The following is a 26,478-nucleotide window of genomic DNA, read 5'->3' as shown; positions in this document are numbered from 1 at the left end:
AAAGGTGGAACTCGATCAAATGTGGCAGCTGGCTTGCCTGCGATGAGGCCCGAGCAGTCAACGCAAATTCAGACCGCCAGCAACCGCTCGCGCAACTTGCCAATCTCATCGCGCATCTGCGCTGCCGCTTCAAACTCCAGGTCCCGCGCCAACTGGTACATCTTCTCTTCCAACTGGCGGATACGCTTGGTGATTTCACTCGGCGAGCGCAATTCGTTTTCGTACTTGGCGCTTTCCTCGGCAGCCTTGGCCATGCCTTTGCGCTTCTTGCTGCGCGAACCCGGTACGGTGGCGCCTTCCATAATGTCGGCGACGTCCTTGAACACGCCCTTGGGGGTGATGCCATTGGCCAGGTTGAACGCAATCTGCTTGTCGCGGCGGCGCTCGGTCTCGCCGATGGCGCGTTCCATGGAGCCGGTGATGCGGTCGGCGTACAGGATCGCGCGGCCGTTGAGGTTACGCGCCGCACGGCCGATGGTCTGGATCAACGAACGCTCGGAGCGCAGGAAGCCTTCCTTGTCCGCATCCAGGATTGCCACCAGCGACACCTCGGGCATGTCCAGGCCTTCACGCAGCAGGTTGATGCCCACCAGCACATCGAAGGTGCCCAGGCGCAGGTCGCGGATGATTTCCACGCGCTCCACGGTGTCGATGTCCGAGTGCAGGTAACGCACGCGCACGCCGTGGTCGGCCAGGTAATCGGTAAGGTCTTCAGACATGCGCTTGGTCAGCGTGGTGACCAGCACCCGCTCTTCCAGGGCCACGCGCTTGGTGATTTCCGACAGCAGGTCATCGACCTGGGTCAGGGCCGGACGGATCTCGATTTGCGGGTCGACCAGGCCGGTGGGGCGCACCAGTTGCTCGATCACCCGGCCCGCATGCTCGGCCTCGTAGTTGCCCGGCGTGGCGGACACAAAGATGGTCTGCGGGCTGATGCTTTCCCATTCGTCAAAGCGCATCGGCCGGTTATCCAGCGCCGAAGGCAGGCGGAAGCCGTATTCCACCAGGGTTTCCTTGCGCGAGCGGTCGCCTTTATACATGGCGCCGACTTGTGGCACGCTGACGTGGGATTCGTCGATCACCAGCAAAGCATCCGCCGGCAGGTAGTCGTAGAGGGTCGGCGGCGGCGCACCGGACTCACGGCCCGACAGGTAGCGCGAGTAGTTTTCGATGCCGTTGCAGTAGCCCAGCTCGAGAATCATCTCCAGGTCAAAACGCGTGCGCTGCTCCAGGCGCTGGGCTTCCACCAGCTTGTTGTTGGCGCGCAGGTATTCGAGGCGCTCGGCCAGCTCGGCCTTGATCCCTTCCATGGCATCCAAAAGGGTTTCACGGGGCGTCACATAGTGGCTTTTTGGATAGAAGGTAAAGCGCGGCAGTTTGCGGATCACTTCGCCGGTCAACGGGTCGAAGGCCGACAGGCTCTCGACTTCATCGTCGAACAGCTCGATCCGGATCGCTTCCAGGTCCGACTCTGCCGGGTAAATGTCGATCACATCCCCACGCACGCGGAAGGTCGCGCGGGCAAAGTCCATGTCGTTGCGGGTGTACTGCAAATCCGCCAGGCGTCGCAGCAAGGCGCGCTGGTCGAGTTTGTCGCCGCGATCGACGTGCAGCACCATCTTCAGATAAGTTTCCGGGCTGCCCAGGCCGTAGATGCAAGAAACGGTGGTGACGATGATCGCGTCCTTGCGCTCCAGCAGCGCCTTGGTCGCCGACAGCCGCATCTGCTCGATATGGTCGTTGATCGACGCATCCTTCTCGATAAAGGTATCGGAGGACGGCACATAGGCTTCCGGCTGGTAGTAGTCGTAGTAGGAAACGAAGTACTCCACCGCGTTGTTCGGGAAGAACGCCTTGAACTCCCCATACAACTGCGCGGCCAGGGTCTTGTTTGGCGCCAGCACCAGGGTCGGGCGGTTGATCTGCGCGATCACGTTGGCGATGCTGAAGGTCTTGCCCGAACCGGTCACCCCGAGCAACGTCTGGTGAGCCAGGCCGGCCTCGATGCCTTCGACCATCAGGCGGATGGCCTCGGGCTGGTCGCCAGCAGGTTCAAAGCGGGTGACTAGTTGGAAATCCGACATAACGTACCTCTTGAAGTCACCCCAGACTGTAAACCCGTCGGGGACGAAAAAGACCACAGCCCGCGAAGTTTCAGAGCAGACCGTAGGAAAAAACCATGATAGCTGTAGAAGTGGAGGCGAATGTGACGGGTTTCAAGGCACTCGCCCTACATGCCTGTGGCCATCAATGTTGCAATAAGACTAACGGTCGATAAATAAACCGAAAAACTTGGCCGAAAAGCCGTTTCGGCTGTCGCCGCGAGCGGTGTTGGCCTCTATACTAGCTCCCCGTTTGTGCACCGCTCTAGTGCATTCGGCTGGAGCGCGACACGTCCCTCCATTCCCCCATAGAGCTGCCGCAAAAATGAGCCTGTTCTCCGCTGTCGAAATGGCACCACGCGATCCTATCCTGGGCCTCAACGAAGCATTCAACGCCGATACCCGTACTACCAAGGTCAACCTTGGCGTAGGCGTTTACTGCAACGAGGAGGGGAAGATTCCACTCCTGCGTGCCGTTGCCGAAGCGGAAGCCATTCGCGTGGCGCAACACGCCGCTCGTGGCTACCTGCCGATCGATGGCATTGCCGCCTACGACCTGGCCGTACAGAAGCTGCTGTTTGGCGCCGAGTCGCCACTGCTGAGCGCTGGCCGGGTGATCACCGCCCAGGCCGTTGGCGGCACCGGCGCGCTGAAAATCGGTGCCGATTTCCTCAAGCAGCTGCTGCCCAATGCCGTGGTTGCCATCAGCGACCCGAGCTGGGAAAACCACCAGGCGCTGTTTGAAAAAGCCGGCTTCCCGGTGCAGACCTATCGTTACTACGATGCCGCCACCCACGACGTGAACCGCGCCGGCCTGCTGGAAGACCTCAACGCCCTGCCCGCCCAGTCCATCGTCGTGCTGCACGCCTGCTGCCACAACCCGACCGGCGTCGACCTGAGCCCGGCCGACTGGAAAGACGTGCTGGAAGTGGTCAAGGCCAAGAACCTGGTGCCGTTCCTCGACATGGCCTACCAGGGCTTTGGCGACGGTATCGACGAAGATGCCGCCGCTGTGCGCCTGTTCGCCGAGTCGGGCCTGACCTTCTTTGTGTCCAGCTCGTTCTCCAAATCGTTCTCGCTGTACGGCGAGCGCGTGGGCGCACTGTCGATCGTCAGCGAGTCGAAAGAAGAAAGCGCGCGCATCCTGTCCCAGGTCAAGCGCGTGATCCGCACCAACTACTCCAACCCGCCGACCCACGGCGCGGCGATTGTGGCGGCGGTGCTCAACAACCCAGAGCTGCGCGCCCAGTGGGAAGCGGAACTGGCCGAAATGCGCCTGCGCATCCGCGGCATGCGCGAGCAGATGGTCAGCGAGCTGGCCAAGGCAGCGCCGGGCCACGACTTCAGCTTCGTCGGTCGCCAGCGCGGGATGTTCTCCTACTCCGGCCTGACCGTAGAGCAAGTCACCCGCCTGCGTAACGAGTTCGGCATCTACGCCCTCGACACCGGCCGCATCTGCGTGGCGGCGTTGAACCAGGCGAACATCGCTGCCGTGACCAAGGCGATTGTGCAGGTGCTGTAAGCCTGAGCGCGGGGTACGAAGGGGGAAGCCAATGGCTTCCCCTTTTTTGTGCGAGACTCTGTAGGAGCCGGCTCCTACAGAGGCCGTGTTCCTTCACCATTGATATGAGCCGCCTATGAGAAACGACGACCTGGACCTGCGTGCCGACCGCGACGAACTGGACCACTTCACCCCGCGCACGCCCCCAGCCAAGCGGCCAAAAAGCCTGGTCCTGCAAGTCGCCCTGGGCGTCTTCCTCGGCGGCCTGGCCCTGTGGCTGGTACAGCTGGGCGCCACGGCGCTGATGGCGAAACTGGCGATGGGCACCCTGCAATTTGGTGGCTAGCTTGCCGCCTCCTGCAGAGGAATGCGTTCCTCCAGCAGTTGCACAAAGCTGTCCAGACTCTGCGACACCGTGCCCCGGCGCCAGATCAGCCAGGTGTTGAGCAGGCGGAACTCGTCCGCCAACGGCCACACGCTGACCGTGGTAAACCCCGGCATGCTCTCCAGCATACTGCGTGGCATCAGCGCCAAACCGGCGCCGGCGCTGACGCAGGCGAGCATGCCGTGGTACGACTCCATCTCGAAAATCTTCCCCGGCACCGCGCCATCCTGGGAAAACCAACGCTCAAAGTGATGCCGGTACGAGCAGTTGGAGCGAAAGGTATAGATGCTCGCCCCGTTCACATCCTGCCCACGGGTGATCGGCCCGTGATGCAACGGCGCAATCACCACCATTTCCTCTTCAAACACCGCCACGCCTTCCAAGGTGGGGTGCAACACCGGGCCGTCGACAAATGCCGCCGCCAGTCGGCCCGATAGCACGCCTTCGATCATCGTCCCCGAGGGCCCGGTGGTCAGGTCCAGCTCGACCTTGGCGTGTTTCTGGTTGTAGGCCGCAAGCAACGCCGGGATGCGCACGGCGGCGGTACTTTCCAGCGACCCCAGGGCAAATGGCCCCTGGGGTTCCTCACCCGCCACGGTGGCGCGAGCCTCTTGCACCAGGTCGAGGATGCGCCGCGCATAGCCGAGGAAACTCCAGCCGGCAGGCGACAGGCGCAGGCGACTTTTCTCACGGATAAACAACTCCACACCCAGGTCCTGCTCCAGTTGCTTGATACGCGTGGTCAGGTTCGACGGCACCCGATGAATCAATTGTGCGGCAGCGCTGATGCTGCCTTGCTCGGCCACGGCCTTGAAAATCTCCAGTTGCACCAGATCCAAGTCATTCTCCAATCGTGAACGTATTGCTTAATATTATTCAGTTCCCGGAAAAGATACAGCCCCGTACGCTGGGCATCTTCTCCAACACTGCGCAGGACGGTGCCATGACCGCTATTTCTCACCAGACCCATGCCTTGTCGATCAACCCCGCCAATGGCGAAACCGTCGGCAGCTACCCGTACGAATCCGCCGCACAACTGGACGCCGCCCTCACCCGCGCCAGCACCGCCTTTCGCAAAGGTCGCCATACACCCGTGGCACAGCGCGCCGAATTGCTCCTGGCCCTGGCCGGCGCCCTGCGCGAACAAGCTGAAGAAATGGCGCAAATGATCACCCTGGAAATGGGCAAGCCCATCGCCCAGGCCCGTGGTGAAATCGAGAAATGCGCCTTGCTGGCCGAGTGGTACGCCGCCCACGGGCCGGCCATGCTCGCGCCGGAGCCGACCCTGGTCGACAACGGCAGCGCCCGGATTGAATATCGCCCGCTGGGCCCGATCCTCGCCGTAATGCCGTGGAACTTCCCGGTCTGGCAGGTACTGCGCGGTGCCGTGCCGACCATGCTCAGCGGCAACACCTACGTGCTCAAGCACGCGCCCAACGTGATGGGCAGCGCCTACCTGATGCAACGGGCCTTCCACACAGCCGGCTTCGCCGAAGGCTTGTTTGAAGTGATCAACGTCACCGCGCACGGTGTGTCCCAGGCCATCGCCGACCCGCGCATCGCCGCCGTGACCCTGACCGGCAGCGTGCGCGCGGGTATCGCCATCGGCTCCCAGGCCGGCGCGGCGTTGAAAAAATGTGTGCTGGAACTGGGCGGCTCCGACCCCTTCATCGTGCTCAACGACGCCGACCTCGATGCCGCCGTGCAAGCCGCGGTGACCGGCCGCTTCCAGAATTCCGGCCAGGTCTGCGCCGCCGCCAAGCGCCTGATCATCGAGCAAGGCGTGGTCGAGGCCTTCACCGCCAAATTCCTTGAAGCCAGCCGGCAACTGGTGATGGGCGACCCGACATCGAACGACACCTATATCGGCCCCATGGCCCGCTTCGACCTGCGCGACGAACTGCACGCACAAGTCCAGGCGACGCTGGCCGAAGGCGCCAGCCTGCTGCTGGGCGGCCACCCCATCGACGGGCCAGGCAACTATTACGCCCCCACCGTCCTGGCCGATGTCACCGACCAGATGACCTCGTTCAAGCAGGAACTGTTCGGCCCCGTCGCCTCGATCATCACCGCCCGCGACGCCGACCACGCCGTGGCCCTGGCCAACGACAGCGAGTTCGGCCTCACCGCCAGCGTCTTTACCCGCGACCCGGCCAAGGCGCGCGCGATCGCCAACCAGTTGGAAACCGGCGGCATCTTTATCAACGCCTACAGCGTGTCCGATCCTCGGGTGGCGTTTGGCGGGGTGAAAAAGAGTGGATTTGGCCGCGAATTGTCACATTTCGGCGTGCGCGAATTCTGCAATGCGCAGACGGTTTGGGTAGATCGGCGGTAGGCCGATCATCAAGATTCCTCGTTGCCAGCTTGCGGGTTCAGGATATGATCAGGCCGTTATTTGAACCGGACTGCACTGACCCATGCCCGTTGACCTGCAAGCGCTCTATCCCAAACTGATCCATCTGATGCTGGATACGGTTTTCGTGGTCGACAGGGACAACCGGATTGCATTTGTCAGCGACGCCTGCGAGGCACTGCTCGGCTACCGTGCCGACGAGCTGACCGGCAGCCTGATCACCGACTACATGCACCCCCAAGACCTGGCAGCCACCCGGGCCTCGATTATTCGGGTGATGAACGGCCAGCCCCACGTGGATTTCCGTAACCGCTATATCCGCAAGGATGGCAGCCTCGTCCATATCCTGTGGGCGGCGTTCTGGTCCGAGGATGTCGGCGCGCGGATCGGCGTGGCACGGGACATCACCGCCCTCACCCAGGCCGAGGAAGAACTGCGCTTCCTCGCCCATCACGACCCGCTGACCGCCCTGACCAACCGCTCGCTGTTCAATGATCGCCTCGATTCGGCCCTGCGCAACGCGCGCCGGCAGAAGAGCACGCTGGCGCTGCTGTTCCTGGATATCAATGACTTCAAAGGCATCAACGATGTGCATGGGCATGTCGCCGGCGACCGCGTGCTGTGCACCATCGCCAGGCGCCTGGAAGCCTGTGTGCGCGAGACCGACACGGTGGCGCGGATGGGTGGCGATGAGTTCACCGTGCTGTTGACCGACCTTCATTGCGAAAACGCCGTGGCCGAGAAGGTGCAGCAGATCCTCGCCATCATGGCCGCCCCCCTTGGCCCTGAGTTTGGCCCGGTGAAAATGCCATCATGCAGTATCGGCGTAGCGCGTTACCCGGATGACGGGGAAGATGCCGACACCCTGCTCAGCCATGCCGATGGCGATATGTACCGGGTGAAAAAACTGCACCGCGCGGCGGGGTGAAAGTCGCCCCTGCCCTGGCGATTACCCACGCTGGCCATCAACGGTTACTGCGCAGGATCGAAAAATTCAACGCCGCGGCAACACACAGCCACGCCAGGTAAGGGAACAGGATCAACCCGGTTATCAGGTCCAGGCGCACCGCCAGCACCACCATGGCCGCCACGGTGAGCCAAAGCAGGGTGATAACCACCATCGCGGCGAAAATCCGATGTGCGCCGAAAAACACCGGCGTCCACAGGGTATTCAACGCAATCTGCGCCGCCCACAAGGCCAGCACCGTTTGACTGCCGGGGATCAGGCTCAGGCGGTAACCGGCCCAGGCGAGCAGCAGGTAAATCAGCGTCCAGGCCACCGGGAACAGCCAGTTGGGCGGGGTGAAGCGGGGTTTGACCAGGGACTCATACCAGGCACCGGGCTTGAACATGATGCCGGTGCTGGCAGCGGTGGCGCAGGCAAGCAGGAAGATAAAGAAGGTCATTGGCGGTCCTTGGCTCAAGTCAGCAATCTGGAAAGTGTCCCAGGATTGGACGCCCCGGGGGCCCTGAAAAGTTCAGTATTTCCCGGTACGACAATCTGAACCGCAACGGTACTGGCTAGCCCTTCAACTCGCCGGCGCGATTACTCGCGGCGTCGTCATAAGCCACATACAGCGACTCGGCGACCTGGCTCTTGATGGCCTTGCTGGCCTCCAGCCCCAACACAAAGCCTTCGGCCTTGCCGCCAGCGCGGTTCAGGTCTTCGGCGGTGCTGGCGCCAGTGATCGCGTCCAGCAATTTGGTAGCGTGCGGGCCAACGCCCTTGGGCAGGCTGATCTGGTCGATGCTCATTGCACCACCTCGCAGAAGGTTGGGGATGGGGTGCTGCGGGTAAACGAGGTCATATGCGATACCTTGATGGCTTGGGGCCGATAGCGCGTGGAACCACTGCCGGGCAGGCATGGTAGACCGGGACGGAGGAAAAGGGTTGTATAAACGATCAGGCGCCGATGCTGTAGGATCTTTCACCTTTCGTCGCATCGCCAAGGTAATGGAGCGCAGGTCTAAATGGAAAACCCGCAGGGCAAACGAGTCGTGGTGATTGGCGCCGGTATCGTCGGCGCATCCTTGGCCTATCACCTGGCGCAAAAGGGCGCGCAGGTCAGCCTGGTCGAGGCGCATGAGATTGCGTCAGGCGTCACCGCCACGTCATTCGCCTGGCTCCACGCCACCCATCCGGGGCCCGACCCCATTGCCCAATTACGCGGCGCCGCAATCCAGGAATACCACCGCCTCCAAACCCAGCTGCCCGGCTTGCAGATCCAATGGACGGGCGCCTTGTCTTACGATGGCTCGCCACCGGCCTCGACAAACCGGGTATCACACGCGCAGATTCTTGAGCTTGAGCCCAACCTCAAGCAGCCCCCTGACTATGCAACGTACGTAGCCGAAGAAGGTGCCCTCGACGCAGTGGCGGCAACCCATGCGCTGGTCGCCGGCGCCCAGGCGCATGGCGCGAAGCTGCTCACTCAGACGCCGGTGCTGGGGTTTGTCACCGAGGGCCAACAGGTGACCGGCGTCGAAACCTCACGGGGCATCATCCACGCCGATATCGTTGTACTGGCAGCCGGGACAGGCACCACCAGGCTGACAGACATGTTGCACGTATCCCTGCCGATAACCGCATCGCCGTCCATCTTCATCCGCTACAAGCCACAACCCAAGCTTGTGCACACCCTCATTTCCAACCCGCACATGGAAGTGCGGCAAAACGCGGATGGCGCATTGCTGGCAGCCGAGGATTACCTGGGCGACGCCGAGGAAAACCGGGCAGACGCGATAGCACTACGCACAGCCAAGGCGATCGACCATGAGCTCAATGGGCTGGTGTGCCTTGAGCCGGAGCTGGCCTGTGTCGGGCTCAGGCCAATTGCTGCCGATGGCATCCCGATCATTGGGTATCTGCCCCAGGTGGCAGGTGTGTACGTTTGCACCATGCACCCTGGGGTCGCACTGGCTGCGGTCGTGGGTCGGCTTGCCAGTGAAGAGATGCTTGAAGACAACCCAGCAGAGGCGCTTGGGGGATGTCGTCCGGGTCGATTTTTCCGCGGGTAGGCGCCGGCTTGCCTAAGGCAAGGTCGCGCTCTTGAAAATCGGTTCGCTGTGCAGCACTCGCACCCCATCCGGACCGCTTTCAAGCAGCCGGCGCTCGCTATCGGCGACCAGCAGTTCAAGGCCGTACCCTGCAGCCGCCAGGCACCGCGCGATTTCCTGCGCGGCGTCGTGCGCCCACGGGGTGGCGGATTCGAAATGCCCCAGCAGCCTGTCGTTGCTACTAATCATGAGTCGGTATCTATTCATTCTGTTCTCACACGTTCAATGCGGCCAAAACTGACGTTGAGGCCAAGCGGGGAAATGGCCAGCAATTGGTCAAGTCGCACCTCACACTGGCCACTGTCGCGGGCCAGCAGCAAAAACTCTTCCTTGCTCGCCGCAGTTCGCGTAGTCAGCGCCCTGGCGACGAAGCTGCGCCCGTCGATCAGTTCTACCTGCAGGCGGTAACGGTGCATGCAGGCGATCTCCAGGTAGTCGTGCACATCGCAGTTCAGGGGCTGATACGCGTTCATGATGTTTTCCAGCGCCTTATTTCAGGTCATCGATGGACGCACCGAAATTCAGGTGCAACACCTGGCCGTCGTGAACAAACGCAGGGACTGACTTGACCCCGGCCAGTTCGGCTTCGCCAATGCGCTGGGGTTGTTGGCCAAGGTGGACGACCTCGACCTTGAGTGCCGGGTCCAGCAGGTTGAGCAAGGTCTGCTCAGCGGAAATACAGACGGAGCAACCAGCGTGGTAGAAGCGTGCGTTAGACATTTTGCGTCTCCTTCATTGAGTTGGTATCGATTCGATACCTAACCAAGAATTACGCGCGCGTCGGTATTTGTCAATATAGTATTTAATCGATACTATATGTCGACAGGAGTGACTCATGTCCGACACAACCCTTTTCGATCTGCTTGAACGGCTTGCCAGCCTCAGCCGCATCTGGTTCCGCCAGCACCCGTTGCTGGCCGATTTGCAACCCATCCAGTTGAGCGCGCTGATGTACCTTTCGCGCTGCAACCGCTACTCCAATACACCGTTGGGCGTGACTGACTATTTGGGCCTGACCAAAGGCACAGTGTCGCAGTCACTCAAGGCGCTGGAGGCCAAGGGGCTGATCGTCAAAACCCAGGATGTGCACGACAAGCGCAGCGTGCATCTGCAGTTGACGGACACGGCGCGCGGCCTGCTGGACGCGTTGTTGCCGCCGGACTTCCTCGCCGCCGGTGAGGCACGCATGGGCGCGCGCGGCGGGCAACTTCAGGCACTGCTTGGCGAGTTGCTGCGCGAAGTGCAGCGCAGCGCGGACGTGCCCAGCTTTGGCCTGTGCCGCACCTGCCGCTTCCATCAGCACGTCGACGATCTGCCGTTCTGCGGCCTGACCCAGGAACCCCTGGCGCCGAGCGATACCGTGCTGATCTGTCGTGAACATCAAACCCCGCAGGTGCCTGCATGAGCCTGACCACGATTCGCCTCGACACCCTGCTCACCGGGCGTGCGCAGCCTTTCACCCGGCCCGGTTCCCGCAGCGCCATCGACAAACAGCCGCGACCCGGCCCCCTGAAGGTCGCCACCCTGGGCCTCAGTGGCGACGAACAGGGCGACCTGCGCATCCATGGCGGAGTAGAAAAAGCCATCCACCACTACCCGCTCGAGCATTACGCCCGCTGGGCCGAGGAATTGGGGGCCCATCCATTGCTCGCCCAGCCGGGAGCCTTTGGCGAGAACTTCAGCACCACCGGCTGGAGCGAGCATGACGTCTGCCTGGGCGATCGCATCCGGGCCGGGACAGCGTTGCTTGAGGTGTCCCAGGGGCGTATGCCGTGCTGGAAACTCAGCGACCGCTTCGCCGTGGCCGAACTGGCCCTGCGCGTGCAGCAGTCGGGCCGCACCGGATGGTACTACCGGGTGCTGGAGGAAGGTGTGGTGAGCGCCGGCGACAGCCTGCAACTGGTCGAGCGGCAATTTGCCGACTGGTCATTGGCACGCTTGTCCGCTGTGCTGTTCGACAAGCGAATGGAGAGCGAACTGTTGCGCGAATGCCTGGCGCTGCCGTTGGTGCCGTCATGGCGGCGCACGCTGGAGCGGCGCCTGGAAAAAGGCATGACCGAAGACTGGGGGCCCCGCCTGTTGGGTTGAAGCGCGGCGCGGGAGCGAGTGCTGCTGCCCCGCCAGATTGTGCGAACAACCCGGCAGATGCCCAGGTTTTTCGCCGCAAAGCCGGCGCCTACTGGGGGTTGAGCTGATATCATCCAGGCATTAACGCGCTGAGTAGAAAGCATGAACCGTCGTAAGAAACTCAATCAGATATTGAAAGCCAACGCCAAAAAGGCCAATGCCAAACTGGCCCCCAAAAGCAAAGAGAAGTACATCAGCAAGGCCGATCGCCTGAAACTGGAGACCGAGCCCGCTCAGGACGCGCCGATTTCCTCTGACACGCCCAGCTGATTCAGGGCACTCTACGCCGGCGCAGCAGTCTGCTTACAGACACCCACTCTCGCCCGGCGGAGCTTCCCATGATGATTGTTCACCACCTCAACAACTCACGCTCGCAGCGCATTCTCTGGCTGCTCGAAGAACTCGGCCTGCCCTACGCGCTCAAGCTCTACCAGCGCGACCCAAAGACCAACCTCGCCCCACCAGAGCTCAAGGCGATCAACGCATTGGGCAAATCGCCGGTGCTTGAAGACGGCACCCGCGTGGTGATCGAGTCTGGCGCCATTGTCGACTACCTGATCCGCCGCCATGGCCAGGGCCGCCTGCAACCCGACCCGGCCACCGCTGCCTACGACAGCTACGTGCAATGGCTGCACTTTGCCGAAGGCTCGGCCATGCTGCCGCTGATGCTCAACCTGTACGTCGGCCGCCTGGGTGAAGCCGGCGCGCCTTTGCACCCGCGGATCGAATCGGAACTGGCCAACTACCTGGGTTACCTGAACGACGCCCTGGCGCAGTCGCCATACCTGCTGGGCGAGGAACTGAGCGGCGCGGATATCCAGATGAGCTTTATCGGCGAAATCGCCAAGGCCCAGGGCAAGTTGCCGGCGTACCCGAACCTGGCCGCGTGGGTCCAGCGGTTCCAGGCCCGGCCGGCCTATCGCAAGGCGCTGGAGAAGGGTGGGGAATACGCGTTTGCCCAGTAAATCACCGGGCGTTTGACTCCTCTTCCAGAGCCGGCATAATTGCCGGCTTTTTTCGGGACGTCCCCATGCAACGGATTGTAATTCTGGGCAACGCCGGCAGCGGCAAATCCACCCTCGCCCGCGCCCTTGGCCAGCGCCTCGGCCTGCCCGTCGTACACCTGGACACCCTGTTCTGGGAACCCAACTGGGTCGAGACCGACGCCGAACAATTCCGCACACGGGTACGCGAAGCCGTCGCGTCGGACACCTGGGTGTGTGAAGGCAACTACGCCCGACGCACCTTCGACCTGCGCCTGCCCCGTGCCGACCTGATCATCTGGCTGGATACACCGCGACTCACCTGTTTCACCCGGGTACTGATACGCAGCGCCATGAAACGCCCTCGCGCGGATCGGCCCGTGGGGTGTACCGACAAGCTCGACCGGGAGTTCCTGACGTTTCTGGACTTTGTATGGAATTTTGATCGCGGCTATCGGCCGGGTATCGAGGCGATGCGCCTGGCAGTGGGGCCGGCTGTTCCGACAGTGCATTTGCGCGGTAACCGGCAGGTGGCAGATTTTCTCGACCGCTTGCCTGGCCTGGCTGGGCCTGAATATGCTGCTGCGCCCACGCACCTCCCTGACGGTCGGTGAGGCTCACGCCCAACCCGGCACCCGCTGGTTCTTGAAAGGCATGCTGGGCAATGTGCTCAACCCCAAGATCGGGATTTTCTATGTGTCGTTCCTGCCGCAGTTCATTCCCCAGGGCCATTCGTTGATCGCCTGGACATTCGGCCTGGTGAGCATCCATGTGGTGCTCGGCCTGGCATGGTCCTTGACCCTGATCGGCGCTACCCAGCCACTGGCCGCAGTGCTGCGCCGGGGCAAGGTGATCACCTGGATGGACCGCAGCACCGGCCTGCTCTTTGTGCTGTTCGCGGCCCGCCTGGCATTGAGCAAACGCTAATCAGGGCTTGGACAAAGATCCAGCTGGGCGCTGGGGATCACTGCGGCTTCGGGGCCGTCATGTACTGGCTGAAGTTGTTGATGTGATCATCCAGATTGTCTTCGAGCATCATCCGGTACTGCTCACAGAAGTACTTGAGCATCGCTTCTCGCGCTTCGGCCATCTCGGCGCCGGACTTGAAGTTGCGCGCACTCGCCCAGGCGTTGAAACGGGTGGTGCCGAACATCATCGAGGCACTGACCTGGCCCAGGTTCTCGAGGGTTTTGAGTTGCTCGTTCGACAGCTCGATGTGCGCGTCGGCACGGTCATAAAAGGCTTGGTCTGTAGCGTCTGGCATGGTGGAGCACCTGGATGGATTAAGGGTGTCATCAAAATATTTACCGCAGGCAAGACCCTAGACCGGGTGCGTCGCCTCCAGCAACTGGGTAATCCAGCGCACCTCTTGCGCCAGTTCCTGTACTTTCTGTTCGGGCAACGCTTGTCGTGCCTGGGCCAACTGATCCAGGGTGCGTTGTTTGTAGCGCAGCAGGCGCTGCCACTTGGCCAGGAAGGCCGGGCTGCGCGCCTGCATCTGCAAGGGGCCGAAGTACAGTTGCTCGGCGCTGTAGCTCACCGGCCCGCTGCGCTCGGCGACGATGATTTCGTAGTCGAAGCGGTTTTCCCGCAGCAACTCCTCGCAAAGGATGCGGTAGCCGTTGTCCATCAGCCACACACGCAACGGTTGTTCGCCGCCGTTGGGTTGCAGGATCAGGCGTTCCCGGCCGCTGAGATGCGCCTTGCCGCGCTCGAGGATGTCGCGGATGGTCTCGCCGCCCATGCCGCAGATACTCACCGCATCGAGCAGGTCGGCCGGTTCGATAGCCGCCAGGCCATCGGCCAGGCGCACGTGGATGTGCAGTTCGTGGCCGTTGTCGCACACGGTGCGCTGGGCCGCGCGAAATGGCGTCAACGCCACCTCGCCGGCCACTGCCGCGACAATCGCGCCGCGGTTCATCAACGCTACCGGCAGGTAGGCGTGATCCGAGCCGATGTCGGCCAGGCGCGCACCGGCTGGCACCTGCGCCGCCACGCGCTCCAGGCGCTTGGACAATGTGTTGTGGTTCAACTGCTGTTCCTTTTCAAGGCACCGTTGGCCTCGCTGAGGGCCGCAGGGTAAAGCCTCGGCGCCCGCCAGGCCAGCGCCTTGTACAGGTCCACCGCATTGCCATAGGACGCAGCCTGCGCCTGGGCAATGGCCTGGCGCAGGTTGAGCAGGTCGCGCAGGCTTTGCTGCACCGACAGGTAACTGCCGGAACCCGCGCCATAACGGCGCTGGGCGATGTCCAGTGCAGCCTCGGCATGCCGTGCCGATTGCACCAGGTTGAGCAGGTGTCGCTGATGCTCGGCCAGTTGGGTGATGGCACCCTCCACTTCTTCCACGGCCACCAGCAGCACCTGTTCAAAGTGCGCGGTCTCGCGCTGCGATAGCGCCTGGGCGCCCCGCAGGCGCGCACGCACGGTGCCCAGGTTGAGTGCCGGCCAGGTCAGGCCTGGGGTCAGCTCGAATGCCCGGGATGCACTGCCCAGGTCACCGTCGCGCAAGGCGAAAAAACCGACAAACCCACCCAGGTTCAAGCGCGGGTACAGGTCGGCAGTCGCCGCGCCCACATCCTCGACACGCGCCGCCAGCAGCCGCTCGGCCTGCACCACGTCCGGTCGATTGCGAATCAACTGGTCGACATCTCCCAACGGCAATTGTCGCGCTACAGGCCCCGGCGCCAGGGCGTCGAGGTCGACGCTAAAACTGCCCGGCCGCTGCCCCGCCAACACCTGCAAGCGGTACAGGCTGCGTTGCAGCTGGCTTTGCAGCGGCGCAATCGCCGCTTGGGCGCGCAGCGCATTGCCGCGGGCGCTCTCCAACTCTTCAGGCAAGCCACTGCCGGCCTGGCTTTGCGCCTCGGTCAGGGCCACCGTCTCTTGCCAACTGCGCACCGCATCCTGTGCCAACCGTAGTTGTTCGCGCTGGCCCTGCGCCGCGTAATAGGCATGGGCCACTTGCGCGGCAATGCTCAATTGCACCTGCTCAAGGTCAGCCTGCGAAGCCTCGGCACGGGATTGCGCGGCACGGTTCAAGTGATCGAGACGGCCAAACAGATCCAGCTCCCATTGCAGGTCCAGGCCGGCACGCCAGGACTCGGACAAGCTGCGGCTCGGCCGCGCGCCCGTCACCGCCTGCTGCTCCAGGCTGCGCTGGTACGCCGCCGTACTGGTGACCGTCGGCAGGCGCTGCAACGCTTGCTCGTCGACATACGCGCGAGCCAGCAGCAGGTTTGCGCGCGCCTGGCGCACATCGTGGTTGTGGGCCACGGCGCTATCGATCAGGCGCGCCAGCTGGGCGTCGTCGAAAAAAGTCCACCACGCAGCCACCGGCTGCACCGCAGGCCCGGCGAATTCCTGGGCCTGCGGGCTGGCCAGTTGAATCGGCGCGATCTCGGGCACGCGGTAGTGTGGCCCCACCGAACACCCGCCCAGGCCGGCCAACGCGCCAAGCAACAGCGGGTAATGGATAAACGTCTTCATGGGCGTACCTCGACATGCCCGGGCGCCAGGTACTGCTCGGCATCGGCCAATTGTTGCTGGCGCAGGCCCCGCACCCGGTGATCACGGGCCAGCCAGGCATAAATAGTGGGAAGGACAAACAGCGTAAACAACGTACCGACCAGCATCCCGCAGACGATCACCACGCCCAGGCCAAAGCGGCTATTGGCCCCGGCACCGTTGGCGAACAGCAGCGGCAGCACGCCGAAGGTCATCGCCGCCGTGGTCATCAGCACTGGCCGCAGACGGATCTGCGCGGCGCGGATGATCGCGCTGGCGCGGTCGAGGTTCTCGCGCACCTGGAGCTCATTGGCGAACTCCACCATCAGGATCCCGTGTTTGCTGATCAGGCCAATCAAGGTCACCAGCCCGATCTGCGTGTAGATATTCAACGTGGCCCAACCCAGCGCCAGCGGAATCAACGCGCCGCAAATGGACAAGGGCACGGTGACCAGAATGATCAACGGATCGACCAGGCTCTCGTACTGCGCCGCGAGCACCAGATAAATCACCACCAGGGCGGCGAGAAACGCCAGCACCAGCGCACTGCCCTCCTGCACGTATTGGCGCGACTCGGACTGCCAGTCGTGGCTGAACCCCGGCGGCAATTCGCCGGCCAGTTGCTCCAGCAGGGCTACCGCCTGCCCCTGGGAAACGCCCGGCGCCGGAATGGCTTGCAAGGTGCTGGCGTTCTGTTGATCGAACTGCAGCAAGCGGTTCGGCGCCACCGTGATATCCAGGTGCACCAGCGCCGACAGCGGGATCAACTGCCCGCCTTCGGTGCGCACATACTGGCGGGCCAGGGCCTGCGGGGTCAGGCGCTGCTCCTCGGTGCTTTGCGCAATCACATCATAAGAGCGTCCATACAAAGCGAAGCGGTTGATGTACTGCTCGCCCACCAGCACCGCCAGCGAATCGCCGATGTCGCGCATGCCAATGCCCAGGCTCGCGGCCTTGGCCCGATCGACCGTGACTTTGACCACCGGGTTGTTGTAGTCCAGGTCGCTGTCGACCACGGCAAACAGGCCGCTGTCACGGGCACGCTGCTTGAGGGTTTCCATGGTCTGGTACAGCACCGGGTAGTCCTGGGCGCTGCGTAGCACCATCTGCACCGGCAGGCCGCCGCTGGAGCCGGGTAGCGCCGCCACTTGGAAGGCAAAGATGCTGCTGCCCTCGACCTCGCCCACGGCCTGCTGCAACTGGGCCTGGACCTGCTCGGCCGAGCGCTCGCGGGCCTGCCAGGCGCTGAGGTTGATCCCACCGAAACTGGCCGCCGGCCCGTCGGTACCATTGATGATCCAGGTGTCGGTGGTTTCCGGCAGGCTTTCCATGACCCGATTGAGCTTGCTCGCAAAGCGTTCCGCGTAGTCGAGGTTGGCGTACTGCGGTGACTTGATGGCGGTCAATATCGCCGCCTGGTCCTCGGGCGGCGCCAGTTCGCGCTGCGGTAGCGTGTACAACCACGGCAGGCTCAGGCACACCAGCACTGCAACGCCGCCGCTGATCCAGCGTCGCGCCAGGGAGTAGCCCAACACCCGGCCATAGGTCGCGGCCAGTGCGCCAAACACCCGCTCGGCCAACTTGGCCATGCGTCCTTCCTGTTGCCCGGGCTTGAGCAGCAGCGAGCTCATCACCGGCGACAGGGTCAAGGCGACCACGCCCGAGACAATCACCGCCCCTGCCAGGGTCAGGGCAAATTCGCGGAACAGCGTGCCGGTCAGCCCGCCGATCAGGCCGATGGGCGCATACACCGCCGCCAGCGTCAGAGTCATGGCAATCACCGGCCCGGCGATTTCCCGGGCGCCGACCAACGCGGCGGCCACCGGCGTCAGGCCTTCTTCGATATGCCGGTGGACGTTTTCCACCACCACAATCGCATCGTCCACCACCAGGCCGATGGCCAATACCATCGCCAGCAGGGTCAGCAGGTTGAGACTGAAGCCGAAGAGCAGCATCAAGGCTGCTGCGCCGAGCATCGACAACGGAATCGCCAGCACCGGAATCGCCACGCTGCGCAGCGAGCCCAGGCACAGCCAGATCACCAGCACCACGATCAGCATGGCCTCGAGCAAGGTATGCAGCACCTCCTCGATGGACGCCTCGATAAACCGTGCGGTCTCGTAGGCCAGGGCCACATTGACCCCCGGTGGCAAGGTTTGCTGGATTTGCGGCAGCAGTTTGCGGATCCCATCAACGATCACCAAGGGGTTTCCCGAAGGCGTGGGGAACAACCCCAGGTGCACCGCCGGGCGGCCATTCATGGTGGCGCTGGTCTGGGTTGCCGCAGCGCCCAGCTCCACGATGCCGACATCGCGCAGGCGTACCAGGGCCGTGCCATCGTTGCGGATCACCAGGTCACGGAAGGCCTCGACGCTGGTCAGGTCGGTGTCGATATGAATGTCGGCCAGCACGAACTGGCCACGGATCTGCCCCGGCGTGGCCTGGTAGTTATTGCGGCGCACCGCTTGCGCCACGTCGGCGGCGGTCACTCCGCGCCCGGCCATGCGTTCACTGTCCAGCCACAGGCGCATCGCCAGGTTCTGCCCGCCGAAGGTCTGCACCTTGGCTACCCCGTCGATCCCGGACAGCTGCGGTTCGACCACCCGCGACAGGTAGTCGCTGAGCTCGGGAATCGACAGCGTGTCACTGGCAAACCCCACGTAGGCGACGGCGGTGGAGTCGCCGGCCGACAGCTCGACCACCGGGTCGTAGGCATCGTCGGGCAAGCGGTAACGCACCTGATTGACCTTGGCCATGGTCTCGGCCAGCGCCTGGGTCGAATCGCGGTTGAGGGTCATGCGCAGGGTGATCACGCTGCGCCCCTGGACCGACGACGACGCCAGGTAGTCGATGCCCTCTACCGACGACACGGCCTGGGTGATCGGCTGGGTGACGAAGCCTTGCATCAATTCGGCCGAGGCCCCGGGGTACTCGGTACTCACGGTGATGGTCGAGCTTTCCAGCAGCGGGTACTGGCGTACCGGCAACTGGCCGAGGGCAAACAGGCCGGCGAGGACGATCAGGCTACTGACCACCAGCGCCAGCACCGGGCGCCGCACAAAACTGTCGGTGAAGTTCATGAGGCGGGTTTCCCTTCAACGTCCAGGGTGTTTTGCTCGACCGCTTCGACGGGCATGCCGTCGCTGAGCTTGAGCTGCCCGGAGACCACCACCTGGTCGTCCAGCGCCAGGCCCGAGGTGACTTCCACCAGGCCCTGCCAACGCTCCCCGGTAGTCACCTGGCTGCGACGCACACTCAAGGCGCCGGCCGGATCGGCATTGGCGACAAACACAGTCTGCCCGTAGGCGGTATAGGTGATGGCCGTTTCCGGCACCACCAGCACCCTGGGCGACTGCACCGCCGACAGGCGCACGCTGGCATACATGCCGGCCTGCAACGGCCCGCCGGGGTTGGCCAGGGTCGCTTGCACCCGCACCGAGCGCGACTGGCCGATCAGCGGGTCGATGGCGTTGATCTGCGCCGAAAAATGCTGGCCGGGCAAGGCATCCACCGTGACTTCGGCGGTCTGGCCGATGCTCAAGCCTGGGGCCGACTGCTCACTCAGGGCGAAATTCACGTGCAGGCGCTGGGCATCCACCAGGCTGGCGATGGCTTCGCCGGTCTGCAGGTATTGGCCTTGATGCACACGGCGGATGCCCAGTTGCCCGGCGAACGGCGCGCGGATGGCTTTTTGCGCAATCCGCGCGTCGACCTGTTGCAGCTCGCCCTTGGCCATGTCCAGGGCGGCGGTGGCGTTGTCCAGTTGCTCCTGGGTCGCGACATTCACGGCCTCAAGCTTTTGAATGCGCTGGAACAGAGTCTGGGCATTGCGCAGTTGCGCGTGCAGGCGCAAGCGGTCGGCCTGCTCGGGGGCGTCATTGAGCTGCACCAGCAACTGCCCGGCCTTGACCGCTTGCCCGGACTCGAACGCGATCCGCGTGATCCGCCCTGGGGTTTCCGCCGCCACCTGCACCTGGTTGGCCGCCTCCAGTTCCCCGGCGGCAAAGGCCTGGCGAGGCGCCTCGCCCTGGCGCACCTTGGCCAGCGCCACCTTGGCTACCGGCCACGCCGCTGCTGCCTGGGTTGAGGGTTGATTGCCCCATAACGTGATAACCAGGGCCAGCACCGCTACCGCTGCCACGCCCCCGCCCACTAGCATCCTTCTGCCCATGCCCTGCTCCGCTGATTTGTGGTGTGTTCGCTACCGCTCTACCCCACACAGGCGCAAAGCGGTTGCAGCAAAGATCGGGCAGGACTATAAAACCTCAACTTAACTTGAGGGCAACCCCCATGGCAGCAGAAAAGCACCCGGACGGCGTGCGCTCACTCACCATTGGCGAGGTGGCCAGGCGCAGCGGCGTACCGATCTCCACCTTGCACTTCTACGAGTCCAAGGGCCTGATCGCCAGCACCCGCAACGCGGGCAACCAACGGCGCTTCCCGTCGCTGGTGCTGCGCAGCATCGCGATTATCAAAGTGGCGCAACGTACCGGCATCCCTCTGGAAGAGATCAAGCGCGCCCTGGGCCGCTATCCGCCGAACAGCAAACTGACCGCCGCGCAATGGTCAGAAATGTCCTCGGCCTGGCGCGACAACCTCAACGAACGCATCCGAACCCTGCAAGCCCTGCGCGACAGCCTGGACAACTGTATTGGCTGCGGTTGCCTGTCGCTTAACGACTGCCCGTTGCGCAACCCCGGCGATACCTTGAGCCAGGAAGGACCGGGCCCGAGGATCCTCGAGCGCGCCGCTAGCGCATCTGAAATGCAATCATCCAATCCCTGAAGATCAAGGTGGGAGCTGTCGAGCCTTGGCGAGGCTGCGATGGCGGCGGTATTGCTGGGGTTGATGCTGGCTGACCCGCCGCTATCGCTGGCAAGCCAGCTCCTACATTGGATCTTCAGTACATTGAGTACCGTGTGCATCCTGCGGTGGCAGTGAAATGCAATCCTCCAAACCCTGAAAATCGAGGTGGGAGCTGTCGAGCCCCAGCGAGGCTGCGATGGCGGCGGCATTGCTGGGATTGATGCTGGCTGACCCACCGCTATCGCTGGCAAGCCAGCTCCTACATTGGATCTTCAGTACATTGAGTACCGTATGCATCCTGCGGTGACAGCTGAAATGCAATCCTCCAATCCCTGAGGATCAATGTAGGAGCTGTCGAGCCCCGGCGAGGCTGCGATGGCGGCGGCATTGCTGGGATGGAAGTTGGCTGACCCACCGCTATCGCTGGCAAGCCAGCTCCTACATTGGATCGTCGTACATTGAGTGCCGTATGCATCCTGCGGTGGCAGTGAAATGCAATCCTCCAGACCCTGAAGATCAAGGTGGGAGCTGTCGAGCCCCGGCGAGGCTGCGATGGCGGCGGCATTGCTGGAGTTGATGTTGGCTGACCCGCCGCTATCGCTGGCAAGCCAGCTCCTACATTGGATCGTCGTACATTGAGTGCCGTATGCATCCTGCGGTGGCAGCTGAAATGCAATCCTCCAATCCCTGAGGATCAATGTAGGAGCTGTCGAGCTCCGGCGAGGCTGCGATGGCGGCGGCATTGCTGGAGTTGATGTTGGCTGACCCGCCGCTATCGCTGGCAAGCCAGCCACATTTGATCTTCAGCGCCTTGCCAGGTCGGTGCTGACTACGCCGATGACACTTTTGAAGTAAGCCGCCCCGGGCGCTTTCCCGATAATCGAGGGCTTACTGACAAAATGCCGAGGCCCCGCCATGACGCGCGCATCTACCGAACAGGTCCCGCCGCAAACCCTGAGAAAAGTCATCGTCGCCGCCGGTATCGGCAATTTTGTCGAGTGGTTCGACTTCGCCGTGTACGGCTTTCTCGCCACCACTATCGCGCAACAGTTTTTCCCCAGTGGCGATGCCAGCGCGGCGTTGCTCAAGACGTTCGCGGTGTTTGCCGTGGCTTTTGCCTTTCGGCCCCTGGGTGGAATTTTTTTCGGCATGCTGGGCGATCGCATCGGCCGCAAGCGCACCCTGGCGATGACGATTTTGCTGATGGCCGGGGCCACCACCCTGATCGGCCTGCTACCCACGTATGCCGCGATTGGCGTTACCGCGCCGATTCTGCTGTCGTTGATCCGCTGCGCCCAGGGCTTTTCCGCCGGCGGTGAATACGCCGGCGCCTGCGCCTACCTGATGGAACACGCGCCCAGCGATAAACGGGCGTGGTACGGCAGCTTTATCCCGGTGTCGACCTTTGCCGCCTTCGCCTCGGCGGCGGTGGTGGCCTATGCGTTGGAGGCCTCGCTGTCGGCCCAAGCCATGGGCAGTTGGGGCTGGCGCCTGCCGTTCCTGATTGCCGCACCACTGGGCCTGGTTGGCCTGTACCTGCGCTGGCGGCTGGATGAAACCCCGGCGTTCCAGGCGGTGAAGCAGGAGCACGCGGTGGCCCATTCGCCGCTCAAGGAAACCCTGCGCAACCATGGCGCGGCGATCTGCTGCCTGGGCGCCTTTGTGTCGCTGACGGCGCTGTCGTTTTATATGTTCACCACCTACTTTGCCACGTACCTGCAAGTGGCCGGTGGCCTGAGCCGGGCGACGGCGTTGCTGGTGTCGCTGATTGCACTGATCTTCGCTGCGGCAATGTGCCCGCTGGCCGGCTGGTATTCCGACCGCGTCGGGCGGCGCGTCACGGTGATGACCGCCTGCGGGCTGTTGATGGTGGTGGTGTATCCCTCGTTCCTGATGGCCAGTTCCGGCTCGTTCGCCGCGTCCATCGTCGGCGTGATGCTGCTGGCGGTGGGCGCGGTGTTGTGCGGTGTGGTCACGGCGGCCCTGCTCTCGGAAACCTTCCCGACCCGCACGCGCTACACCGCCTCGGCGATTACCTACAACATGGCCTACACGATCTTTGGCGGCACTGCGCCACTAGTGGCGACGTGGCTGATCAGCACCACCGGCAGCAACCTGTCCCCGGCGTTTTACCTGATTGCCGTGGCCCTGCTCGCGCTGGCCGGGGGCCTGGCCTTGCCGGAGACCTCGCGCATTTCCCTGCACGACGCGTAAGGCGCGGCGAACCTTTCTTGCGCAAACACCGTCCGAGCTAGGGCACTGATGCTTTTCGCCCGCTCGGAGGTTTGTGTTTGAAAGCTGCCATCGTCAAAAAGTACCGCCTGATTATCAAGACCATGGGTTATGTCGGCTGGGCACTGTTCTGGCTGCTGCTTTGGGACATTGCGGTCACCGTGGACTTCATGCTGTTTCTCAACGCCAAGATCAACCTACCGCTGATGCCCCTGACGCTGCTCGGTTCAGCGCTGGTGGTGCTGATCAGTTTTCGTAACACCAGCGCCTACAACCGCTGGTGGGAAGCGCGCACGCTGTGGGGCGCGATGGTCAACAATTCGCGCAGCTTTGCGCGGCAGGTGCTGACGTTGCTCGATGACCCCGACAGCGAGGTCAACCCGATCAAGTCGACCCTGCTGCGCCGCCACGTGGCCTATGTGAACTGCCTGGCGGCGCACCTGCGGGGCGAGCCGTGCCCGGAGGAAGTGCGGGCGTTTATTCCTGGGGATGAGTTTGCGCGCAACGGCGCTACCAACAACTTTGCCAACGATATCCTGACCGGCTCCGCCGCCCTGCTGGCGCGCGAGTACAAGGCCGGGCGCCTGGACAGTATTCGCCTGGCGCGGCTCGAATCAACCATGGTGGACTTGTCCAACAGCCAGGGCGGCATGGAGCGCATTGCCAATACGCCACTGCCCTACCCGTATGTGTATTTTCCACGGCTGTTTATCTCGCTGTTCTGCCTGATCGTGCCGGTGGGGCTGGTGGAGTCCCTGGGCTGGTTCACCCCGCTGGCATCGACGGTGGTGGGGTTTATGCTGCTGGCCATCGAACGTATCGGCACTGACCTGCAAAGCCCGTTTCGCTCCAGCGAACACCAGATCCAGACCGAAGCCATCTGCGAAACCATCGAGAAAAACCTGCAGTCGATGCAGCGTGATTCGTTGGGGGATGTTCGCAGGGGCCACTAAAAAGCCTGCATTTTTCGGGCATCTATATAATAATGCGTCGCATTAAACGATTCGTTTATCACACCGCGCTCTTCCCCGCCGAGTGAGCGTCGCATTAGTCAGAAGGATCTCTATGCAAGGCTTTTACCTGCCCTCTGTGCGCCTGCTGGGCGCACTGTTTTTGGCTGTCTGTTCACTGACGGCCCAGGCCGCTACCGATGAAACCGACCACTCGGCCACCTTCGAAAAAAACCAACAGTCCTACGTGATCAATGCCGATGGCAGTTTCGTCCAGACCATCGAGCTGGTCACGCGGATCAACGAAGAACGGGCGATCAAGCACAACGCGCAACGTTCGCTGAGCTACAACCGCTCCCTGGAAAACCTCGAAGTGCTGCAAGCCTTCACCCAGAAACCCGATGGCCGCAAGGTGAAGGTGGGCGCCGAACAGATCAAGGAGCAGCAGGAAACTGCCTCTTCCCAGGCGCCGATGTTCCAGGACTCGCGGGTCAAGGTGGTGATTTTTCCAGAGGTGGCGGTCGGTGACCGGCTGGTCCTGCGCTACCAGCGCCAGCGCACTACGGCGCTGTTCCCGCAGCAGTTCGAAGACTTCTTCGTGCCGGACTTCTACGATGCCGAGCAGTTGAGCCTGAGCTACGACTTGCCAGCCGACAAGCCGCTGTTCGTCGATGCCCGGGGCTTCAAGGCCAGCACCCCGGCCGCGGCAGCCGGGCGCAAGGTGTACCGTTGGGACTACGTACCGCAGGAAAAAGCTCGCATGGAAACCGGCGCCGTGTCCTATGTCGATTACGGCCAATTCCTCGCGGTCTCGACGTTCGCCAGCTACAAGGACTTCGCCCAGGCCTATGAGGCCAGGGCCCAGGTCGAAGTGACGCCGGCCATTGCCGCCCTGGCCAAGCAACTTACGGCCAACCTGAGCACCCCGCGCAGCAAAGCCCTGGCCCTGAGCGACTGGGTGCGTAAGAACATTCGTTATGTCGCGGTGTATGTCGGCGCGGGCGGCGTAGTACCGCATCCAGCCCAAGCCGTGCTGGACAACCGCTATGGCGACTGCAAGGACCATGTGGCCCTGCTGGAAGCCATGCTGCGCGCAGTAGCGATCGAGAGTTCGCCGGTGCTGGTCAACCTGGGTAACAGCTACACCCTGGCCAAAGTACCCACCCTGGGTGTGCTCAACCATGCGATCACGTATGTGCCGGCCCTGGATCTGTACCTGGACTCTACCGCCACGGCCATCGCCGCCGGCTACCTACCGATCCCGGTGCTGGGCAAGCCGGTGCTGTTGACGCAATCGGGCGAACTGGCCAAGACCCCGGCCGCGCAAACCGGCAAGGTTACCAACGACCTGCTATTCAAGGTCGACAGCAACGGCGCGGCGGACTTTGTGCATGCCACCACCGTGGAAGGCTGGGGCTCGGAGTTCAATCGCTACCTGCTCAATGCGATGAAACCGGCTGACCGCGACTCGATGATCCGCAACGTCCTCGGCTGGTACGGGCAAACGGGCCAGGGCACGTTCAAAAGCGACTCCCTGCAGGATGAAGTCAACCCGTTCAAGAACACCCTTGAAGGGCGCACCGACAACCTGGTCAACCTGCCAGGCCCCACCGGCGTGCCAGCGCTCAGCAGCCTGGTCGGCGGCATTGCGCAGAACGTGTTTGCCTTCGCCTCCGAGAAAGACCGCACCCAAGGCTTCGGTTGCCTCTCCGGAGAAACCCAGGAGCAGGCCCGTTTCGAGTTCCCCAAGGAAGTCACCGTGCTCGCCGTGCCCAAGCCGCAGTCCCTGCAACAGGCCGGCTTTGACTACCAGGCCACCTACGCCAAGGAAGGCAACACGGTGCTGATCACCCGCCACTTCAAGTTCGCCCATGCCAATACGGTGTGCAGCCCCGAGGACTTCAAGGCGATGAAGCCGGTGATCGAAAGCATGGTCAACGACCTCAAGAGCCAGATCATCGTGCAGACCCTGTAAGCAGGAGCAGCGCCCAGGCGGCCAGATACAGACCCACCCCAAACACCCCATGTGCCACCGTGCTGCGCAACCGCGCAGTATTGGGCCTGGGGGTTCTGGACGCTGCGATGCCGGCACCCATCGCCGGTTGCAAGATGAAGAACGGCGCGACCACCGATAGCACACCGAAGGTCAGGGCCGGCAGCAACGTAGGCTGTCGCGCCCATTCAAGACCCACCATCAACAGCAGCAACGCCGCAAAGAACACCCCGATCAGGTAATGGGTGACCCAACCCAGCAGCCCCTCCCCCGGCACGGGTGATGATTGGGCGATACCGGCATGCATCCAGCGCCCACGCGGCAGGTGGCCGACCCAACGACCGACCATGGAAAAATCCAGGGACGGCATGCCAAGGCAGCGCTTGAGCAACAACGCCCAAAGATCCATGACCAGGGTCGCACCGGCCCCGATAAACACCGAAAACACAACAAACTCAAGCACGTCCCTACTCCCTTTGACCATT

At 62.9% G+C, this 26,478-nt stretch carries 27 protein-coding genes and 1 pseudogene; 15 read left to right on the top strand and 13 right to left on the bottom strand.

Annotated features, from left to right (window positions below; genetic code table 11):
• Positions 1-68: 68 nt before the first annotated feature.
• Complete coding sequence (uvrB, locus tag HBO11_RS01665; protein WP_169953429.1) at positions 69-2,084, bottom strand: excinuclease ABC subunit UvrB; 2,016 nt, start codon at positions 2,082-2,084, stop codon at positions 69-71.
• A 343-nt stretch (positions 2,085-2,427) separates the two neighbouring features.
• On the opposite strand from uvrB, the gene HBO11_RS01660 reads away from it, so the two are divergent.
• Positions 2,428-3,624, top strand: a complete 1,197-nt coding sequence (locus HBO11_RS01660; protein WP_169953427.1) for an amino acid aminotransferase — start codon at positions 2,428-2,430, stop codon at positions 3,622-3,624.
• A 115-nt stretch (positions 3,625-3,739) separates the two neighbouring features.
• The gene (locus tag HBO11_RS01655) at positions 3,740-3,949 is read left to right on the top strand and encodes a hypothetical protein (RefSeq protein WP_169953425.1); all 210 of its coding nucleotides are present in this window, start codon (positions 3,740-3,742) and stop codon (positions 3,947-3,949) included.
• On the opposite strand, the gene HBO11_RS01650 is transcribed toward HBO11_RS01655, so the two are convergent.
• The gene (locus tag HBO11_RS01650; protein WP_169953423.1) at positions 3,946-4,827 is read right to left on the bottom strand and encodes a LysR family transcriptional regulator; all 882 of its coding nucleotides are present in this window, start codon (positions 4,825-4,827) and stop codon (positions 3,946-3,948) included. The two genes, HBO11_RS01655 and HBO11_RS01650, sit on opposite strands and share 4 nt — an antisense overlap.
• Before the next feature lie 104 nt (positions 4,828-4,931).
• Here HBO11_RS01650 and HBO11_RS01645 point away from each other — a divergent pair, with 104 nt between their 5' ends.
• Both HBO11_RS01645 and HBO11_RS01640 read left to right on the top strand, forming a co-directional pair.
• Positions 4,932-6,323 carry an aldehyde dehydrogenase family protein gene (locus tag HBO11_RS01645; RefSeq protein WP_169953421.1) on the top strand — a complete coding sequence of 464 codons (1,392 nt, stop codon included), beginning with the start codon at positions 4,932-4,934 and terminating at the stop codon, positions 6,321-6,323.
• Positions 6,324-6,405: 82 nt separating this feature from the next.
• Positions 6,406-7,269 (top strand): sensor domain-containing diguanylate cyclase, encoded by an 864-nt coding sequence (locus HBO11_RS01640; protein ID WP_169953419.1) that lies wholly within the window; start codon positions 6,406-6,408, stop codon positions 7,267-7,269.
• A 37-nt stretch (positions 7,270-7,306) separates the two neighbouring features.
• Here the strand turns inward: HBO11_RS01640 and HBO11_RS01635 are convergent, their stop codons facing one another.
• Together HBO11_RS01635 and HBO11_RS01630 are read right to left on the bottom strand one after the other, a co-directional pair.
• Positions 7,307-7,747: a TspO/MBR family protein gene (locus HBO11_RS01635; RefSeq protein ID WP_169953417.1), complete on the bottom strand. Its 441-nt coding sequence runs from the start codon at positions 7,745-7,747 to the stop codon at positions 7,307-7,309.
• A 115-nt stretch (positions 7,748-7,862) separates the two neighbouring features.
• Positions 7,863-8,096 (bottom strand): hypothetical protein, encoded by a 234-nt coding sequence (locus HBO11_RS01630; RefSeq protein WP_169953415.1) that lies wholly within the window; start codon positions 8,094-8,096, stop codon positions 7,863-7,865.
• Positions 8,097-8,312: 216 nt separating this feature from the next.
• Here HBO11_RS01630 and HBO11_RS01625 point away from each other — a divergent pair, with 216 nt between their 5' ends.
• Positions 8,313-9,359, top strand: a complete 1,047-nt coding sequence (locus HBO11_RS01625; RefSeq protein ID WP_169953413.1) for an FAD-binding oxidoreductase — start codon at positions 8,313-8,315, stop codon at positions 9,357-9,359.
• A gap of 12 nt (positions 9,360-9,371) precedes the next feature.
• Here HBO11_RS01625 and HBO11_RS01620 read toward each other — a convergent pair whose 3' ends face one another.
• From HBO11_RS01620 to HBO11_RS01610, 3 genes are read right to left on the bottom strand one after another with little or no spacing between them, the layout of a single operon-like run.
• Positions 9,372-9,587: a cytoplasmic protein gene (locus tag HBO11_RS01620; RefSeq protein ID WP_346266496.1), complete on the bottom strand. Its 216-nt coding sequence runs from the start codon at positions 9,585-9,587 to the stop codon at positions 9,372-9,374.
• 14 nt (positions 9,588-9,601) lie between these two features.
• Positions 9,602-9,871 (bottom strand): Rho-binding antiterminator, encoded by a 270-nt coding sequence (locus tag HBO11_RS01615; protein ID WP_169953410.1) that lies wholly within the window; start codon positions 9,869-9,871, stop codon positions 9,602-9,604.
• A 16-nt stretch (positions 9,872-9,887) separates the two neighbouring features.
• Positions 9,888-10,118, bottom strand: a complete 231-nt coding sequence (locus HBO11_RS01610) for a thioredoxin family protein (RefSeq protein WP_169953408.1) — start codon at positions 10,116-10,118, stop codon at positions 9,888-9,890.
• 115 nt (positions 10,119-10,233) lie between these two features.
• Between HBO11_RS01610 and HBO11_RS01605 the strand changes: the two genes are divergently transcribed.
• The 6 genes and pseudogenes from HBO11_RS01605 to HBO11_RS01580 form a co-directional block, all read left to right on the top strand.
• Entirely contained in the window at positions 10,234-10,803 is a 570-nt protein-coding gene (locus tag HBO11_RS01605) for a MarR family winged helix-turn-helix transcriptional regulator (RefSeq protein ID WP_169953406.1), read from the top strand.
• A complete protein-coding gene (locus HBO11_RS01600) occupies positions 10,800-11,486 on the top strand; it encodes an MOSC domain-containing protein (protein WP_169953404.1) in 687 nt (228 codons plus the stop codon). The genes HBO11_RS01605 and HBO11_RS01600 overlap by 4 nt, the downstream gene beginning before the upstream one ends.
• Positions 11,487-11,627: 141 nt before the next feature.
• Complete coding sequence (locus tag HBO11_RS01595; RefSeq protein ID WP_169953403.1) at positions 11,628-11,795, top strand: DUF2986 domain-containing protein; 168 nt, start codon at positions 11,628-11,630, stop codon at positions 11,793-11,795.
• 68 nt (positions 11,796-11,863) lie between these two features.
• The gene (locus HBO11_RS01590; protein ID WP_169953401.1) at positions 11,864-12,490 is read left to right on the top strand and encodes a glutathione S-transferase; all 627 of its coding nucleotides are present in this window, start codon (positions 11,864-11,866) and stop codon (positions 12,488-12,490) included.
• Positions 12,491-12,555: 65 nt separating this feature from the next.
• The gene (locus tag HBO11_RS28535) at positions 12,556-13,122 is read left to right on the top strand and encodes an AAA family ATPase (protein ID WP_262380932.1); all 567 of its coding nucleotides are present in this window, start codon (positions 12,556-12,558) and stop codon (positions 13,120-13,122) included.
• Positions 13,058-13,435 (top strand): annotated as a pseudogene (locus HBO11_RS01580) (LysE family translocator); the annotation flags it as partial. The gene HBO11_RS28535 and the pseudogene HBO11_RS01580, both read left to right, overlap by 65 nt.
• Positions 13,436-13,472: 37 nt before the next feature.
• On the opposite strand, the gene HBO11_RS01575 reads toward HBO11_RS01580, so the two are convergent.
• The 5 genes from HBO11_RS01575 to HBO11_RS01555 are packed head-to-tail and all read right to left on the bottom strand — an operon-like array spanning position 13,473 to position 20,183.
• Positions 13,473-13,772, bottom strand: coding sequence for a DUF3144 domain-containing protein (locus HBO11_RS01575; RefSeq protein WP_057438578.1), 300 nt, complete (start codon positions 13,770-13,772; stop codon positions 13,473-13,475).
• A gap of 57 nt (positions 13,773-13,829) precedes the next feature.
• Positions 13,830-14,540, bottom strand: coding sequence for a tRNA (adenine(22)-N(1))-methyltransferase TrmK (locus HBO11_RS01570; protein ID WP_169953397.1), 711 nt, complete (start codon positions 14,538-14,540; stop codon positions 13,830-13,832).
• Positions 14,537-15,994 carry a TolC family protein gene (locus HBO11_RS01565; protein ID WP_169953395.1) on the bottom strand — a complete coding sequence of 486 codons (1,458 nt, stop codon included), beginning with the start codon at positions 15,992-15,994 and terminating at the stop codon, positions 14,537-14,539. Before HBO11_RS01565 ends, HBO11_RS01570 begins: the two co-directional genes overlap by 4 nt.
• On the bottom strand, positions 15,991-19,092 hold the full coding sequence (locus HBO11_RS01560; RefSeq protein ID WP_169953393.1) for a MexW/MexI family multidrug efflux RND transporter permease subunit: 3,102 nt from the start codon (positions 19,090-19,092) through the stop codon (positions 15,991-15,993). Before HBO11_RS01560 ends, HBO11_RS01565 begins: the two co-directional genes overlap by 4 nt.
• Positions 19,089-20,183, bottom strand: a complete 1,095-nt coding sequence (locus HBO11_RS01555) for an efflux RND transporter periplasmic adaptor subunit (protein WP_169953391.1) — start codon at positions 20,181-20,183, stop codon at positions 19,089-19,091. The genes HBO11_RS01560 and HBO11_RS01555 overlap by 4 nt, the downstream gene beginning before the upstream one ends.
• 119 nt (positions 20,184-20,302) lie before the next feature.
• Between HBO11_RS01555 and soxR the strand changes: the two genes are divergently transcribed.
• From soxR to HBO11_RS01535, 4 genes are all read left to right on the top strand, one after another.
• Positions 20,303-20,797, top strand: coding sequence for a redox-sensitive transcriptional activator SoxR (gene soxR / locus HBO11_RS01550; RefSeq protein ID WP_169953389.1), 495 nt, complete (start codon positions 20,303-20,305; stop codon positions 20,795-20,797).
• A 936-nt stretch (positions 20,798-21,733) separates the two neighbouring features.
• Positions 21,734-23,032, top strand: coding sequence for an MFS transporter (locus tag HBO11_RS01545; protein WP_169953387.1), 1,299 nt, complete (start codon positions 21,734-21,736; stop codon positions 23,030-23,032).
• Positions 23,033-23,109: 77 nt separating this feature from the next.
• A complete protein-coding gene (locus HBO11_RS01540; protein WP_169953385.1) occupies positions 23,110-24,003 on the top strand; it encodes a bestrophin family ion channel in 894 nt (297 codons plus the stop codon).
• 112 nt (positions 24,004-24,115) lie between these two features.
• Positions 24,116-25,975, top strand: coding sequence for a DUF3857 and transglutaminase domain-containing protein (locus HBO11_RS01535; RefSeq protein ID WP_169953382.1), 1,860 nt, complete (start codon positions 24,116-24,118; stop codon positions 25,973-25,975).
• Here HBO11_RS01535 and HBO11_RS01530 read toward each other — a convergent pair.
• Entirely contained in the window at positions 25,956-26,456 is a 501-nt protein-coding gene (locus HBO11_RS01530) for a DUF2938 domain-containing protein (protein WP_346266865.1), read from the bottom strand. The two genes, HBO11_RS01535 and HBO11_RS01530, sit on opposite strands and share 20 nt — an antisense overlap.
• Between the last annotated feature and the right edge of the window lie 22 nt (positions 26,457-26,478).

The organism is Pseudomonas sp. WS 5010, assembly GCF_012985565.1.
Lineage (GTDB): Bacteria > Pseudomonadota > Gammaproteobacteria > Pseudomonadales > Pseudomonadaceae > Aquipseudomonas.
The sequence above is the reverse complement of the archived record's forward strand: the minus strand, read 5'-3'. Positions and strand labels throughout refer to the sequence as shown.